We start from the raw sequence: 13,747 nt of genomic DNA, 5'->3' as shown, positions 1-13,747 counted from the left end.
AGAACACCAGGGGCCCGGCGGCGCGTGACTCGTGTGGTCACGCGCCGCCGGGCCCCAGCCGTCCCGCGGGTCCCGTCTCAGGAGTCGCCGCTCAGTCCTCCTCCTCGCCGTCGGCCAGGACGTGCAGGCGGGCCAGGTGCTCGCTGCCGTCCTCCCCGTGGCGGTTGACGTAGATCTCGCGAGCCTCGTCCGCGATGTCTCCCACCTCGTCCTCGAAGCCGTAGTCGAGGAGGTCGTCCAGCAGGTCCAGCGACCGGTGCAGCGGGTCCCCGTCGTCGGGGTCGGCCGCGGCCTCCTGCGGTGAGTGCGCGGTGACCCGCGTCAGAACGACGCCTCGGGCCTCCTCCACCGCGCTCTCCGCTCCGGCCGCCGCGCTCAGGCGGATGCGGGTGATGGGGTCCTCGTCGGCGACGAGCATCAACTGCTCGGCCAGCCAGGTGGTGTCCTGGCCTTCGAGGAACGCGGTGAGTTCCGCGTCGTCAAGGGGAGTGTCCATCCGCAGATCATAGGACGAACCGCACACCTCCGGCGCCTCGGGCCCGGCGCGGGGAGGGGAAACGAAAAACGGACATTCGGCAAGGAAGTTCATTCATCCTATGATCGGATAAAGGAAAGGAAATTGTGCTCGCGCGAATACCCATTGTCACGATTCCGGGGCGTCAGGGGCTCCCGTGAAGACGGCGCTCAGTTAAACACATGCGGATCGAAAATCCGATCTATGGATCACGGCACAGATCTGAAACGGTTGTATTAATACCCAGCCGTCTACCTTCCCAGGTGGTCATGGCGAGGTTTAGGGTCCACTCATCGTTACGGGCCCCCACACCCCCGTCCCCCATCACTGAGGTGGACCATGTTCACGAAGTCTTCCCGTAAACCGCTCGGCCTCGTGGCCGTCGCGGCGTCGCTCACGCTTGTGGCGACCGCCTGCGCGGAGAGTGACCGTGCCGGAGGAGGAGGCGACGACTCACAGCCGTTCGTCTTCGCCTCCGCCGGTGACATCACCGCGCTCGACCCCTTCCTCGCCAGCGACGGTGAGACCTTCCGTTACAGCCGACAGGTCTTCCAGACCCTTCTCGAACACGAATCCGGCGGTTCTGAGATCGTCGGCGGACTGGCCGAATCCTGGGACCAGTCCGAGGACGGCACGCTCTGGACCTTCAACCTCCACGAGGGCGTGAAGTTCCACGACGGCGACGACCTGAACGCCGAGGCGGTCTGCGCCAATTTCGACCGCTGGTACAACCTCACCGGTGCCTACCAGAGCTCGAACAACTCGTACTACTGGCAGAAGATCTTCGGCGGATTCGCGGAGAACGACGAGGCGTACGCGGCGCCCGACCCGCGTTTCGTCTCCTGTGAGGCCGAGGACGAGTTCACCGCGGTCATCGAGGTCAGCGAGTTCTCCTCCCTCTACCCCGGTGGTTTCAGCCTCGCGGCGTTCGGCATCATGAGCCCCACCAGCCTGGAGGCCATGGAGGGCCAGGAGATCACGGGCGAGGAGGGCAACCCCAACCTGCCCGAGTACACCCAGGTCCCGGGGACGGTCGCCGGTACCGGCCCGTTCACCCTGGAGGAGTGGAACCAGGACCAGGGGGAGATCACCCTCAAGCGGTTCGACGACTACTGGGGCGACCCGGCGGGCTTCGAGAACATGATCATCCGGGCCATCCCGGACGAGAACGCCCGTCGTCAGGCCCTGGAAGCGGGCGACATCCACGGCTACGACCTGGTGGCCCCGGCCGACGTCGGCCCGCTCCAGGAGGCCGGGTTCGAGGTCCCCACCCGTGACGTGTTCAACGTCCTCTACCTGGCCTACCACCAGGAGAACGAGGCCCTGGCCGACCTCGAGGTGCGTGAGGCCCTCTCGCACGCGGTCAACCGCCAGCGCATCGTCGACACCATCCTCCCCGAGGGCGGCGAGGTCGCCTCGCAGTTCCACCCGGACACCCTCGACGGCTGGTCCCCGGACGTGCGTGAGTTCGAGTACGACCCGGAGCTGGCAGCCGAGATGCTGGCCGACGCGGGCCAGGAGGACCTCACCCTCGAGTTCTGCTACCCGACCGAGGTCACCCGCCCCTACATGCCCGCCCCCAAGGACATCTTCGACGTCATCTCGGAGGACCTCCAGGAGGCCGGCGTGACGGTGGAGGCCAAGAGCTACGAGTGGGCCGAGTACATCAACCAGACCGACAGCGGCAACTGCCCGCTGTACCTGCTGGGCTGGACCGGTGACTACAACGACGCCTACAACTTCATCGGCACCTGGTTCTCCACCCCCAACAACGCCTGGGGCATGGACGACGAGGAGCTCTTCGACAAGATGGAGGAAGTGAGCACCAACCCCGACGCGGACGAGCGCGTCGCCGGGTACCAGGAGCTCAACGAGATGGTGATGGAGGTCCTTCCGGGGCTGCCCATCTCCAGCTCCCCGCCCTCCATCGCGTTCTCCGGGGACGTCAACCCGCCGAACGTCAGCCCGCTGACCCAGGAGAACTTCGCCGAGGCCTCCTGGAAGTAGGCGCGGACCCCTCTCCCTGACCCGGGAGGGGACCTCGCTCGGCCCGGCCGGTCCCCGACCGGCCGGGCCCGCCGCACGGCCACCCCGGCGGTCCCGCCGCACCCCCCCGGGTACCCCCACATCCATCCGTCCAACCCGCCACACCCCGGCGGGGGACGCTTCGCGTCCATCGTTCCCACCACTGGCGAAAGGCGGCGCAGGTGCTGCGATTCATCGTCAGGCGACTCCTACAGCTGATCCCGACTCTCGGCGGTCTGTCGATCCTGCTGTTCGTCTGGCTCCAACGACTGCCGGGCGGACCCGAGTACGCCCTCCTCCCCGACGACGCGACCGCGGAGCAGCGTGCCGCTCTGCGCCGTTCCCTGGGTCTGGACGAACCCCTCGCGGTTCAGTACCTCACCTTCCTGCGCAACATCGTGCAGGGCGACCTGGGGACGTCCCTCCAGACCAGCCGACCGGTCCTGGACGAGTTCCTCCTCCGCTTCCCCGCGACCTTCGAACTGGCCGTGACCGCGATGATCTTCGCCGTCGCCGCCGGTCTGCCCCTCGGCTACCTCGCCGCCCGCAAGCGCGGCACCGTGCTGGACTTCGCCGCCGTGGGCGGCTCGCTCCTGGGCATCTGCACCCCGGTCTTCTTCCTGGCGTTCATCCTCAAGGTGGTCTTCGCCGAGAACCTGGGGGTGTTCCCGTCGGCGTTCCGGCTCTCCCCGGGGCTGAGCCGCACCGACATCACCGGGTTCGTGGTCCTGGACGGGCTCATGACGCGGGAGTGGGACGTGGTCATGGACGCGTTCGCCCACCTGGTCCTGCCGGGGCTGGCCCTGGCGTCCATCCCGCTGGCCGTCATCACCCGCATGACGCGCGCCAGCGTCCTGGAGGTCATGGGCGAGGACTACGTCCGCACCGCCAACGCCAAGGGCCTGCACCGCACCACGGTCCGCACCCGCCACGTGCTCCGCAACGCCCTGCTTCCGGTGGTCACCGCGGTCGGTCTGCTCGCGGGCAGCCTCTTCGCCGGAGCGGTCCTCACGGAGAGCGTCTTCGCCTTCCCGGGGATCGGGTCGTTCGTCTACGCGGCGACACAGACCCGTGACTATCCGGTGCTCACCGGATTCATCCTCCTCATCGCCACCATGTACGTGTTCATCAACCTCCTGGTCGACATCTCGTACAGCCTCCTCGACCCGAGAGTGCGGGCCCAGTGATGCCTACGACACCGAACCCGTCCGAGGCCCCGGACACCGCGGCGGCCGACGAGAAGGTCCCGTTCCACCGGCGCAGGGCCGAGAAGGTCGACCGGCTCGCGGAGCTCATGGGCGACCGGGACGCGGGCGCCCACGGCTCCGGGGTCTGGCGCGAGGCCTTCCAACGGATGCGCCGCAGCCCCATGGCGATCACCGGCGCGGTCATCGTCGCCGTGTTCCTCGTCATCGCGCTGTTCTCACCGCTCATCGCGACCTACAGCCCCACCTCCCAGGCCTGGGGCGGCGAGGTCTTCCCGAACCGCAACGAGTTCGTCGGACCGCGCGCCGAGAACTGGCTGGGCCTGGACCACCTCGGTCGGGACATGTTCTCCCGCATGGTGATCGGTGCCCGCCAGACCCTCCTGGTCGGTGTGGTCGCCACCCTGGTCGGCTTCCTGTTCGGCGCGCTCCTGGGCGGCCTGGCCGGTGCCTGCTCGGTCCTGGGCGGCCACTGGGGACGCCAGGTCGACAACGTCATCATGCGCGTCATCGACATGATGCTGGCCATGCCGACCCTGCTGCTGGCCGTCACGGTCGCCGCCCTGGTCGGACCCAGCCTCACCACGGTCATGATCGCGGTCGGTATCGCCCAGGTCCCGATCTTCGCCCGCCTGCTGCGCGGCGCGATGATCTCCCAGGGCAACCGCGAGTACGTGCTGGCCGCGCAGGCCCTGGGCGTGCGCAAGCGGAAGATCGCGGTGACGCACATCCTGCCCAACTCCATGGGGCCGGTGATCGTGCAGTCCACGCTCACCCTGGCGACCGCCATCATCGACGCGGCGGCCCTGTCCTACCTGGGTCTGGGCAATCCGGACGCCTCCTATCCGGAGTGGGGCACGATGCTGTCCGAGGCCCAGCGGTTCCTGTCCAGCGCACCGTCCCTGGCCGTCTACCCGGCCCTGGGCATCATCATCACCGCGCTCGGCTTCACCCTGCTGGGTGAGGCGCTGCGGGAAGCGCTCGACCCGAAGTTGAGGAAGTGACCATGAGTTCCAGCACGCCGCTGTTGGCGGTGGACGAGCTGTCCGTGGTGTTCCACCGCAAGGGCCAGAACCCGACCCGTGCCGTCGACGGGGTCTCCTTCACACTGGAGGAGGGCAAGGTCACGGGGCTGGTCGGGGAGTCCGGCTGCGGCAAGAGCGTGACCTCCCTGGCCCTCATGGGCCTGCTGCCGGACCGGGGCGTGAAGGTGGGCGGCAGCGCGGTCATGCGCCTGTCCGACCGGGGCGAGGAACTCCGGGAGGCGGACCTGCTGCGGGTCTCCCAGCGCCGTATGCGCGACCTGCGCGGCTCACAGCTGGCGATGATCTTCCAGGACCCGCTGAGCTCGCTCAACCCGGTGGTCCCCATCGGCGTCCAGGTCACGGAGATCCTGAAGCGGCACCGGGGGATGCGCGGCGCCCCCGCGAGGAAGGAGGCGGCCGACCTCCTGTACCGGGTGGGCATCCCCGACCCCACCCGGCGCCTGAACGAGTACCCGCACCAGCTGTCCGGCGGTATGCGCCAGCGCGCGCTGATCGCGATGGCGGTGGCCTGCAAGCCGCGCCTGATGATCGCGGACGAGCCCACCACGGCCCTGGACGTCACCATCCAGGCGCAGATCCTGGAGCTGCTCAAGGACCTGGTCACGGAGGAGGGCACGGGGCTGCTGATGATCACCCACGACCTCGGCGTGGTGGCGGGGCTGTGCGACGACATCAACGTCCTGTACGCGGGCCGGGCGGTGGAGACCGCCGAGCGGGCGCCGCTCTTCAGCGACCCCACGCACCCGTACACGGTGGGCCTGCTGGGTTCCATCCCGCGCCTGGACGCGCCGCGCGGCGAACCGCTCACCCCGGTGCGCGGTTCGGTGAACGACAACATCGCCTGGGCGGACGGGTGCGCGTTCGCGCCCCGGTGCGACCACTACACCATGGAGTGCCTCCAGGGGCCGCCCCAGCTCGTCAGTGTGGGCGACGGGGACCCGGGACACGTCCACCGCTGTGTGAACCCCATCAGCCACGCCGACGTGGTGGACCGGGCCGTGCTGGAGAGCCCGGCCGTGGTGGGCGACGACGAGGAGGAGCGGGGATGAGCCTGCTGGAGATCAGGGACCTCAAGGTCCACTTCCCCATCAAGCGCGGCGTGATCGTCGACCGCACCGTGGGGCACGTGCGCGCCGTGGACGGGGTGTCGCTGGCCATCGAGCAGGGCCAGACCTACGGCCTGGTGGGGGAGTCCGGCTGTGGCAAGACCACCCTGGGCCGGGCGGTGCTGCGGCTGAACGGGATCACCGAGGGCGAGGTGTGGTTCGGCGGGCGCGACCTGGCCGGGCTCGACGCTGAGTCGATGCGCCGGGAGCGCGCCAATCTCCAGATGGTCTTCCAGGACCCTCTGGGCAGCCTGAACCCGCGCCAGAACATCGGGTCCATCCTGCTGGAGGGGCTCCAGACGCACGGGATCGGCGGCCCCGAGGGCAAGGAGGCCCAGGGTCTGAGCGGTGCGGAGCTGCGGCGGCGGACGGGCGAGGACCAGCGCCGCCGGGTGGTGGACGCGCTGGAGCGGGTGGGGCTGTCCGCGAAGGCGCTCCAGCGCTATCCGCACGAGTTCTCGGGTGGTCAGCGCCAGCGGATCGGGATCGCCCGGGCGCTGGTCCTGGAGCCGGACCTCATCATCTGCGACGAGCCGGTCTCGGCGCTGGACGTGTCCATCCAGGCCCAGGTGCTCAACCTGCTGGAGGAGCTCCAGGAGGAACTGGGCCTGACGTACCTGGTGATCGCGCACGACCTCGCGGTGGTGCGGCACGTGAGTGACGTCGTGGGGGTGATGTACCTGGGTTCGCTGGTCGAGGAGGCCACCAGCGACGAGCTGTACGAGACCCCGCTGCACCCGTACACCAGGTCGCTGATGTCGGCGGTGCCGGTGCCGGACCCGACCGTGGAGGACACCCGGGAACGCATCCTGCTCGCGGGCGACCTGCCCTCGCCCGCGAACCCGCCCGCGGGCTGCCGGTTCCACACCCGTTGCCCGTGGCGGCAGGAGGAGCGGTGCGACACCGAGCGTCCCGAGCTGCGCCCGCTGAACGGCGGGGACGCCAGCGCCACCCATCGGGTGGCCTGCCACTACGCCGAGCAGATCCTCTCCGGCGAGATCCAGCCCCGCGAGGAGCTGGCGGAGCGGATCGTGCACGGCGCGAGCTGATCCGGCGCGGGCGCGCGGGTGCCGAGGGCACCCGCGCGCCCGCGTGTCCGCCCTCACCCGGGAGTGTCGACCGGCCGGGTGAACCGGCGGCACAGGTGGACCCGCCGGAACTCGGCACGCAGCCCCTCCTCGTCCGCCGGATCGGCGTGCGCGAGGGCCCTCACCACTGCTGTGACCTTCGGGACGCTGGCGGGTCGCGACGCGTGGTGTGTGCGGGCGTCCAGCGGCGCAAGGGCGAGCCGTGCCACCTCGTCGTGGTCGGCGTACACGTGGAGGTAGTGGTCGTGGTCGGTGAAGCCGCCGGACCGGTACCAGGCCAGTGTGGCGGGGTCGTCACGGGTCCAGGCGTCCAGCCTCCGGACCCCCTGCTCGCGCAGACGTTCCAGGAGGGTGGACAGCAGCCGCCCGCCCACTCCTCGGCCCTGGTGGTCGGGGTGGACGGCGACGGTCTCGATCACCGCCGTGTCGCCGTCCAGTTCGGCGTCGAGGATGCCGACCAGGGTCGCGCCGCGTACCGCGACCAGCTCCACGGAGGCGGCCGGACGGACCGGTTTCGTCTGGACCACGTCGTCGTGGTACGCGGTGTGGAGGAAGGACAGGACCCGGCAGCGCAGCCACTCCTCCTCGTCGGCGGTGCGGTAGGGGCGGATCTCCGTGGGGGGCATGCCGGTCATTCTCGGCACCGTGATCCACGGCCGCAACGGGTTTCGGGGGCTCGCCCGGGAGTGTCGGACGCGACTCCGTCCTCCCGAGTGCCGGGCGGGTGGAACGGGGAGGTAGGAAGGAGACGGTACGTACGGAGGGAGCCGATCATGGCCGACGCCGCGCACGCGCGAGGTTCGGGGCTGTTCCTGTACGACAGGGACTGCGGCTTCTGCCAGCGCGCGGTGGCCTTCGCGCGGGATCGCCTGCGCACCCGGACCGCCTTCGCGGCCTCTCAGGACTCCGACCTCCCCGCCCTCGGTCTCACCCCCGAGCAGGCCGACGAACAGGCCTGGATCGTCTATCCGGACGGTAGGCGGCTGGCCGGGGGCGACGCCGTCGCCGGGGTGCTCCTGGGCGCGGGGCTCCCCGCCCGGATCCTCGGCCGTTTCCTGCTGCTGCCCGGGGTGCGCGCGCTCAACCGCGCCGCCTACCGGATCGTGGCCGCGAACCGGTACCGGCTCCCCGGGGGAAGCGCCGCCTGCGCGCTCCCGCCCTCGAACGGAAGGTCCACACCCCCATGAACCCCCTGGCCGCGTCCTCCGACCAGATGATGCCGCTCGGCGCGATCGCCCTGATGATGGCGAGTCTGCTGCTCATGGCGGTGGCGCTGGTGCTCATGGGGGTGCGGGGTGCCCGGCGGAGGATCAGACCGAACCGCCTCTTCGGGATCCGGACCGCCTACACGTTCTCCGGCGACTTCGCCTGGTACACCGTGCACGAACTGGCGGCGCCCTGGTCGATCGTGGCCGGCTTGGTCTGCCTGCCGGGCCTGGCCCTGCTGCCGGTGGCGGCCACCCCGAACCTCCAGGTCGCGGCGGTGCTCGCGCCGATCGGGGTCAGCCTCGCGGTGCTCCTCGTCGGGACGTGGCGGGCCCACAGGGTGGCACGGGAGCGTGCGGCCCGGGACGCGGGCCGCGCCGACCTGCCCTGAACTCAGGCGGCGCGCAGGGCCCGGCACACGTCCAGGACCCGTTCGCGCAGCACCGCGCCGCGTTCGGCGAAGTCCCGCTGGTACTCCATGTAGGCGGCCTTGCCCTCGGCGGTCTCGATCCGCACCGGTTCGTACCCCCACGCGGCGAGGTCGTAGGGAGAGGCGCGCATGTCGAGCACGCGGATCTCCCTGGAGAGCTCGAAGCAGTCCGCGACCAGCTCCGAGGGGACCGCCGGGGTGAGCTTGTACGCCCACTTGTAGAGGTCCATGTTGGCGTGCAGGCACCCCGGCTGGTCCAGGTCGGCCTGGCGTTCCCGGGTGGGCTGGAGGGTGTTGAGCGGGCGGGCGGGTCCGGTGAAGAACCGGAACGCGTCGAAGTGCGAGCACTGGATCCGGTGCGACTCGACCACGCGGTCGGTGCCCTCGTGCCCGAGCCGCAGGGGGACCTGGCCGTGGCGCACCTCCTCGGTCCGGTACACCATCGCCCACTCGTGCAGCCCGAAGCAGCCCAGGTGCGCGGGGCGCCCGGCCACCGAGGTCAACAGGCGTTCCACGAAGTCCAGCACCGGCCGGGCGGACAGGAACGCGGGCACGTCGAGCCCCACTCCGCCGGGGAGTTCGGTGTAGAAGCGTTCGGAGAGCCGTGCGCGGGCACCCTCGCCCAGCAGCACCGTCCCGACGCCGGGGTGCCAGCGCCGCAGTTGCGCGGGCTTGAGGTTGTAGTACGTGAACAGGAAGTCCTCGACGGGGTGCCGCTCGCCCGCGCTCCGGCGCCGTACGTGCTCGCCCACCAGGGCGTCGACCCGGTGCTGGTGCCGCTCGGCGCGTGCGCGCCACTCCGTCTCCGCCAGGCCCCTCAGGGCCTCGGTCCTCGTTCCCGTCACGGCACCCAGGGTACGTGCGGTCCTGCCCTAGTCTGCTGGGATGCAGATCCCCACCGACGAAGAGATCCGGGCCCTCCACGAGCGGTACGCGCCCACTCCCGAGGCCTTCGCGCTCGTGTACACCCACTGCCGGGCCGTGTGCGAGGTGGCCGAACTGCTGATGGAAGCGGCCCCCGGCGGAGTGGACGCGGCGCTGGTCCGTGCCGGGTGTCTGCTCCACGACGTGGGCGTGTACCGGCTGATGGACGAGCGGGGGCGGATCGACGGGTCCCGTTACGTGAGCCACGGGGTGCTCGGCCACGAGCTCCTGGCGGGGGAGGGGCTGCCCGAGGCGCTGTGCCGGTTCTGCTCGCACCACACGGGCGTGGGCGTGACCCGGGACGACGTGCGGGACCAGGGCCTGCCCATCCCGGTGGCGGACTACCTCGCGGAGTCGCCGGAGGAGGAGCTGGTCATGTACGCGGACAAGTTCCACAGCAAGAGCGTGCCGCCGGTCTTCCTCACCGTGGACACCTACGCCGCGAAGGTGAGCCGCTTCGGCCCGGACAAGGTGGCGCGCTTCGGGGAGCTGGTGGACCGCCACGGCGTACCGGACCTGGCGGCGCTGTCCCGCTCCTACGGGCACGCGCTCGTCTGAGTCCGTTCAGTTGGACTGCTGGACGGGCAGGTGCCGCCCCAGGTAGCCGACGTACACCCGGTTGGTGGTGTCCGGGCCCAGATGCGGGAAGAAGTACAGGCGGGGGCAGATGCCGTACTCGATGTCCAACTTGATGTGGGCGTACATGGGGACCCGCCCGTCCGGCTCCACCTCGGCCGGGACGCGGAACACCCGCTTCTCGTTGAGCTTGCCCCGGTTGCGGACGTAGTCGGACTCCTGCGAGGCCAGCCGCTTGACCGGGATCACCCGGTAGCCGTCCGGGGGTTCGCGCAGGTAGGAGTGGAAACCGAGTCCGCTTCCGGGGTTGTCGAACTGGTAGCGGGCGTAGTCGTTCAGGGCCAGGAGCGCCTCCCAGGCCCGGGTCACCCACAGGCCCTCCTTGCGGCTGTCGGAGAGCTCGTACACGGTCTGGTCCTCGATGGTGAAGAACAGGTGCGGCAGGGCCGAGCCGTCGGTGATCCGTTCCAGCAGCTCGGCCACGCTGGACGGCGGCCCCTGCTCGGGGTCGCTCGGGGCCGGGGCGGCGGCCAGCCGGAACAGGCCCGCCTCGCGTGCCTGGTCGCGCAGCCACCGGACCTCGAAGCGGGCCACGCGGCGCTCCTCCCGGGTGAGGGCCAGCTCGTCCGCGAGGTCGGCGGTCTCCGCGAGCACGGCCTGGTGCTCCTCGGAGAGCTCCCCGATCCGCGCGTTGAGTCTGCGCACCTCCTCCCTGAGCCGTCGGACCTGCTGTTCCTGTGCCTGGGCGGCGGCGAGTTCCACCGAGGAGACGGAGTCGTGTTCTGACTGGTGCGCGATGACGTTCCCCGATCCTGAGGGTGCCCGTGGGGGAACGGGGGCACGGGTGTGCGGACCCCGGCGCAGGTCCTCGGTCTCCTCGGCCAGGAGCGCGTCGATCGCCCGGAGCGCCTCGGGCAGGCGCAGTCCGAGCGCGTTGTCGCGCACCCGCCGGGACAGGGCGGCGCCCACCCAGTTGCGCACGCGTTCGCCGTCGCGGGCGGTGTCGAGGGTGCCCGGACTCATCCGGGGGTGGCGCTGGGCGTCCGCCTCGTCGGTGGGGTCCACACCAGGTAAGAAGGTGCGGACCCCACCGACGGGGACGTCCAGACCCCGGGGGAGGAGCTCGGAGACCCGCTCCAGGGCGGCCCCGTCCAGCACGTATCCGGCGCACATGCCGGTGCAGCGGGACAGGGTCCCCGCCATGGAGGTGCGCCAGTCGGCCACGGTGACGTCGTGCGGCGCCCCGGTGGCGACGATCGCCAGGCGTCGCAGGGGGTCGCGGATGGTCGAGAGCAGGGCCGCCACGTCCTCCTCGTCACGCCCGCGCACGATGCGGGGGGTGGACGGCAGCGGGTGGGCGCCGTCGTGCGCGCCCACCGACCCGAGCAGCATGCGCGCCGCCTCGGGTGGCATCACCTCGGCGCGGGGGGTGTCGGCGGTCGCGACGGGGTCGACGGTCATGTCGATCCACACGTAGTTCCAGGGAGAGAGCTCGGGGTCCACCACCACCGTGGCCAGGGTGCGCCACACGCCCTCGGGTTTCTCGGACTCGGTGGTCAGCCTCAGGAAGGTGAGTCCCTCGTCGGCGTTGTGGTGCCGTGCGACCAGTGCCCGGGAACGGTTGCTGAGCTCGAACCGGCCCGAACCGGAGAAGTCCACCCGCGCCCCCGAGTTGCCGCGCTTGCTCAGCCAGCGGGAGAGGACCGAGGAGGCGGCGGAGACCAGGTCCCCGTCGTCGTCGTGGACGGCGACCAACGTGCGGTAGACGAGCGGCAATGGGCACTCCCGGGTTCCCGTCGACGGCGGCGACCCGAGGGTCCGGCCGAATCCGCTGGCGGAGCCCTCCCTCACCACTGTGGACGAAGGACCGCCCCCGCGCCAGCCGCTTGGCCAGGTTCCCTTCGGCGGTCGGTCGCCCGCCGCCCCCGGGTCGTACCTTCCGTTTACCCAAGGAACGGCCGAGTCACCAATCCCCACACGCCGGTGTGCCCCGGGATTCCCCGATCGGGTACGCCACAGTGGCCAAACGGGGGCTCCGGGTTGGTGATGGTGGACAACGCGGGCGGCTCCGTGCGGGGGCTAGCGTCACCGACATGACCACGCATCCGTTCTGGCTGGCCGGTTCCGCCGCGTCCGGCGACACCGAGCTGACCGTCCGCAACCCCTACACCGGAGGGACGGCGGGCGTCGTCTCCGTGCCCACCGAGGCGCAGGTGGAGGCCGCCGTCTCCGCCGCGCACGCGGTGGCCGCCGAGGCCGCCGCCCTGCCCGCGCACGTCCGCGCCGGGGCCCTGGACCACGTCTCCCGGCGCATCGGAGAGCGTGCCGAGGAGATCGCCCAGGTCATCACCGCCGAGAGCGGCAAGCCCATCAAGTGGTCCCGCGCCGAGGCCGGACGCGCGGTGTCGGTGTTCCGCTGGGCCGCCGAGGAGGCCCGCCGGGACAGCGGCGAGCTCCAGCGCCTGGACACCGACCCCGGCGGCACCGGCCGGTTGGCGCTGGTCCGCCGGGTCCCCAAGGGCCCCGTCCTGGGCATCTCACCGTTCAACTTCCCGCTCAACCTGGTCGCCCACAAGGTGGCCCCGGCCATCGCCGTGGGCGCCCCCGTGGTGCTCAAGCCCGCTCCGGCGACCCCGATGACCGCTCTGATCCTCGGGGAGATCCTGGCCGAGACCGACCTGCCCGCGGGCATGGTGTCGATCCTGCCCATGCCCAACGAGCTGGCCGCGCCGCTGATCACCGACGAGCGGCTGCCCGTCATCTCCTTCACCGGCGGTCCCTTCGGTTGGGAGCTCCAGCGGCGGGCTCCGCACAAGCACGTGACCCTCGAACTCGGCGGCAACGCGGCGGCCGTGGTGCTGGACGACGCCGATCTCGACTGGGCGGCCCGGCGGGTGGCCCTGTTCGGCAACAACCAGGCCGGTCAGGTCTGCATCGGGGTGCAGCGGGTCGTGGTCACGGACGCCGTGCACGACGCGTTCGTGGAGCGCCTGGTAGCGGAGGTCGAGGCGCTGGGCACCGGTGACCCGGCCGACCCCGGGACCGACGTCGGACCGCTGGTCGACGCGGCCGCCGCCGAGCGCGTGACGTCCTGGGTCGAGGAGGCGGTCGCCGCGGGGGCCCGCCTCCTGACCGGCGGCACGCGCGACGGCGTCACCGTGGCGCCCACCGTCCTGGCGGACGCGCCCGCCGACGCCCGGGTGGTCCGCGAGGAGGTGTTCGGCCCGGTGCTGGTCGTCCAGCGGGTCGCGGACACCGACGCCGCCTTCGCGGCCGTGAACGACAGCGACTTCGGCCTCCAGGCCGGTGTCTTCACCCGGGACCTGCCCACCGCGTTCCGTGCCCACCGGGAGCTGGAGGTCGGCGGCGTGGTCGTCGGTGACGTCCCCACCTTCCGCGCCGACCAGATGCCGTACGGCGGGGTCAAGGGTTCGGGTGTGGGCAAGGAGGGCCTGCGGGCGGCGATGACGGACCTCACCCACGAGCGGGTCCTCGTCCTCACCGGGATCGACCTGTAGGGACGCCGCGCGGACGCGGACGGGGGCGGGGGGGCGGGCGGGGTGGGGCGCCCCCCCCCCCCCGACCGGGACCCGGCCGGCCGGGCGCCCGCGGGCCCCCCCGAACCGC

Annotated in this window: 13 protein-coding genes; 9 read left to right on the top strand and 4 right to left on the bottom strand. The window is 71.3% G+C overall.

The features are described from left to right. Positions 1–91: 91 nt before the first annotated feature. Entirely contained in the window at positions 92–496 is a 405-nt protein-coding gene (locus ACFW3L_RS21245; protein WP_378743116.1) for a hypothetical protein, read from the bottom strand. 357 nt (positions 497–853) lie between these two features. Between ACFW3L_RS21245 and ACFW3L_RS21240 the strand changes: the two genes are divergently transcribed. From ACFW3L_RS21240 to ACFW3L_RS21220, 5 genes are all read left to right on the top strand, one after another. Then, complete coding sequence (locus tag ACFW3L_RS21240; protein WP_378743114.1) at positions 854–2,521, top strand: ABC transporter substrate-binding protein; 1,668 nt, start codon at positions 854–856, stop codon at positions 2,519–2,521. A gap of 200 nt (positions 2,522–2,721) precedes the next feature. Continuing rightward, positions 2,722–3,726, top strand: coding sequence for an ABC transporter permease (locus ACFW3L_RS21235; RefSeq protein WP_378743112.1), 1,005 nt, complete (start codon positions 2,722–2,724; stop codon positions 3,724–3,726). Then, positions 3,726–4,748 carry an ABC transporter permease gene (locus tag ACFW3L_RS21230; RefSeq protein ID WP_378743110.1) on the top strand — a complete coding sequence of 341 codons (1,023 nt, stop codon included), beginning with the start codon at positions 3,726–3,728 and terminating at the stop codon, positions 4,746–4,748. The genes ACFW3L_RS21235 and ACFW3L_RS21230 overlap by 1 nt, the downstream gene beginning before the upstream one ends. A 2-nt stretch (positions 4,749–4,750) precedes the next feature. Continuing rightward, complete coding sequence (locus ACFW3L_RS21225; RefSeq protein ID WP_378743108.1) at positions 4,751–5,839, top strand: ABC transporter ATP-binding protein; 1,089 nt, start codon at positions 4,751–4,753, stop codon at positions 5,837–5,839. Continuing rightward, a complete protein-coding gene (locus tag ACFW3L_RS21220) occupies positions 5,836–6,945 on the top strand; it encodes an ABC transporter ATP-binding protein (protein WP_378743106.1) in 1,110 nt (369 codons plus the stop codon). Before ACFW3L_RS21225 ends, ACFW3L_RS21220 begins: the two co-directional genes overlap by 4 nt. Positions 6,946–6,998: 53 nt before the next feature. Here ACFW3L_RS21220 and ACFW3L_RS21215 read toward each other — a convergent pair whose 3' ends face one another. Then, positions 6,999–7,610, bottom strand: a complete 612-nt coding sequence (locus ACFW3L_RS21215; protein ID WP_378743104.1) for a GNAT family N-acetyltransferase — start codon at positions 7,608–7,610, stop codon at positions 6,999–7,001. Between the two features lie 147 nt (positions 7,611–7,757). On the opposite strand from ACFW3L_RS21215, the gene ACFW3L_RS21210 reads away from it, so the two are divergent. Next, a complete protein-coding gene (locus tag ACFW3L_RS21210) occupies positions 7,758–8,171 on the top strand; it encodes a thiol-disulfide oxidoreductase DCC family protein (protein WP_378743102.1) in 414 nt (137 codons plus the stop codon). Further along, the gene (locus tag ACFW3L_RS21205; RefSeq protein WP_378743100.1) at positions 8,168–8,581 is read left to right on the top strand and encodes an SdpI family protein; all 414 of its coding nucleotides are present in this window, start codon (positions 8,168–8,170) and stop codon (positions 8,579–8,581) included. Before ACFW3L_RS21210 ends, ACFW3L_RS21205 begins: the two co-directional genes overlap by 4 nt. A gap of 2 nt (positions 8,582–8,583) precedes the next feature. On the opposite strand, the gene ACFW3L_RS21200 is transcribed toward ACFW3L_RS21205, so the two are convergent. Further along, the gene (locus tag ACFW3L_RS21200; RefSeq protein WP_378743098.1) at positions 8,584–9,465 is read right to left on the bottom strand and encodes a 3-methyladenine DNA glycosylase; all 882 of its coding nucleotides are present in this window, start codon (positions 9,463–9,465) and stop codon (positions 8,584–8,586) included. A 40-nt stretch (positions 9,466–9,505) separates the two neighbouring features. On the opposite strand from ACFW3L_RS21200, the gene ACFW3L_RS21195 reads away from it, so the two are divergent. Next, the gene (locus ACFW3L_RS21195; RefSeq protein ID WP_378743096.1) at positions 9,506–10,102 is read left to right on the top strand and encodes an HD domain-containing protein; all 597 of its coding nucleotides are present in this window, start codon (positions 9,506–9,508) and stop codon (positions 10,100–10,102) included. A 6-nt stretch (positions 10,103–10,108) separates the two neighbouring features. Here ACFW3L_RS21195 and ACFW3L_RS21190 read toward each other — a convergent pair whose 3' ends face one another. After that, a complete protein-coding gene (locus tag ACFW3L_RS21190; RefSeq protein WP_378743094.1) occupies positions 10,109–11,896 on the bottom strand; it encodes a hypothetical protein in 1,788 nt (595 codons plus the stop codon). 317 nt (positions 11,897–12,213) lie between these two features. On the opposite strand from ACFW3L_RS21190, the gene ACFW3L_RS21185 reads away from it, so the two are divergent. Continuing rightward, a complete protein-coding gene (locus ACFW3L_RS21185) occupies positions 12,214–13,638 on the top strand; it encodes an aldehyde dehydrogenase family protein (RefSeq protein WP_378743092.1) in 1,425 nt (474 codons plus the stop codon). Positions 13,639–13,747 lie beyond the last annotated feature (109 nt).

The organism is Nocardiopsis sp. NPDC058789 (assembly GCF_042745575.1).
Classification (GTDB): domain Bacteria; phylum Actinomycetota; class Actinomycetes; order Streptosporangiales; family Streptosporangiaceae; genus Nocardiopsis; species Nocardiopsis eucommiae.
The sequence above is the reverse complement of the archived record's forward strand: the minus strand, read 5'-3'. Positions and strand labels throughout refer to the sequence as shown.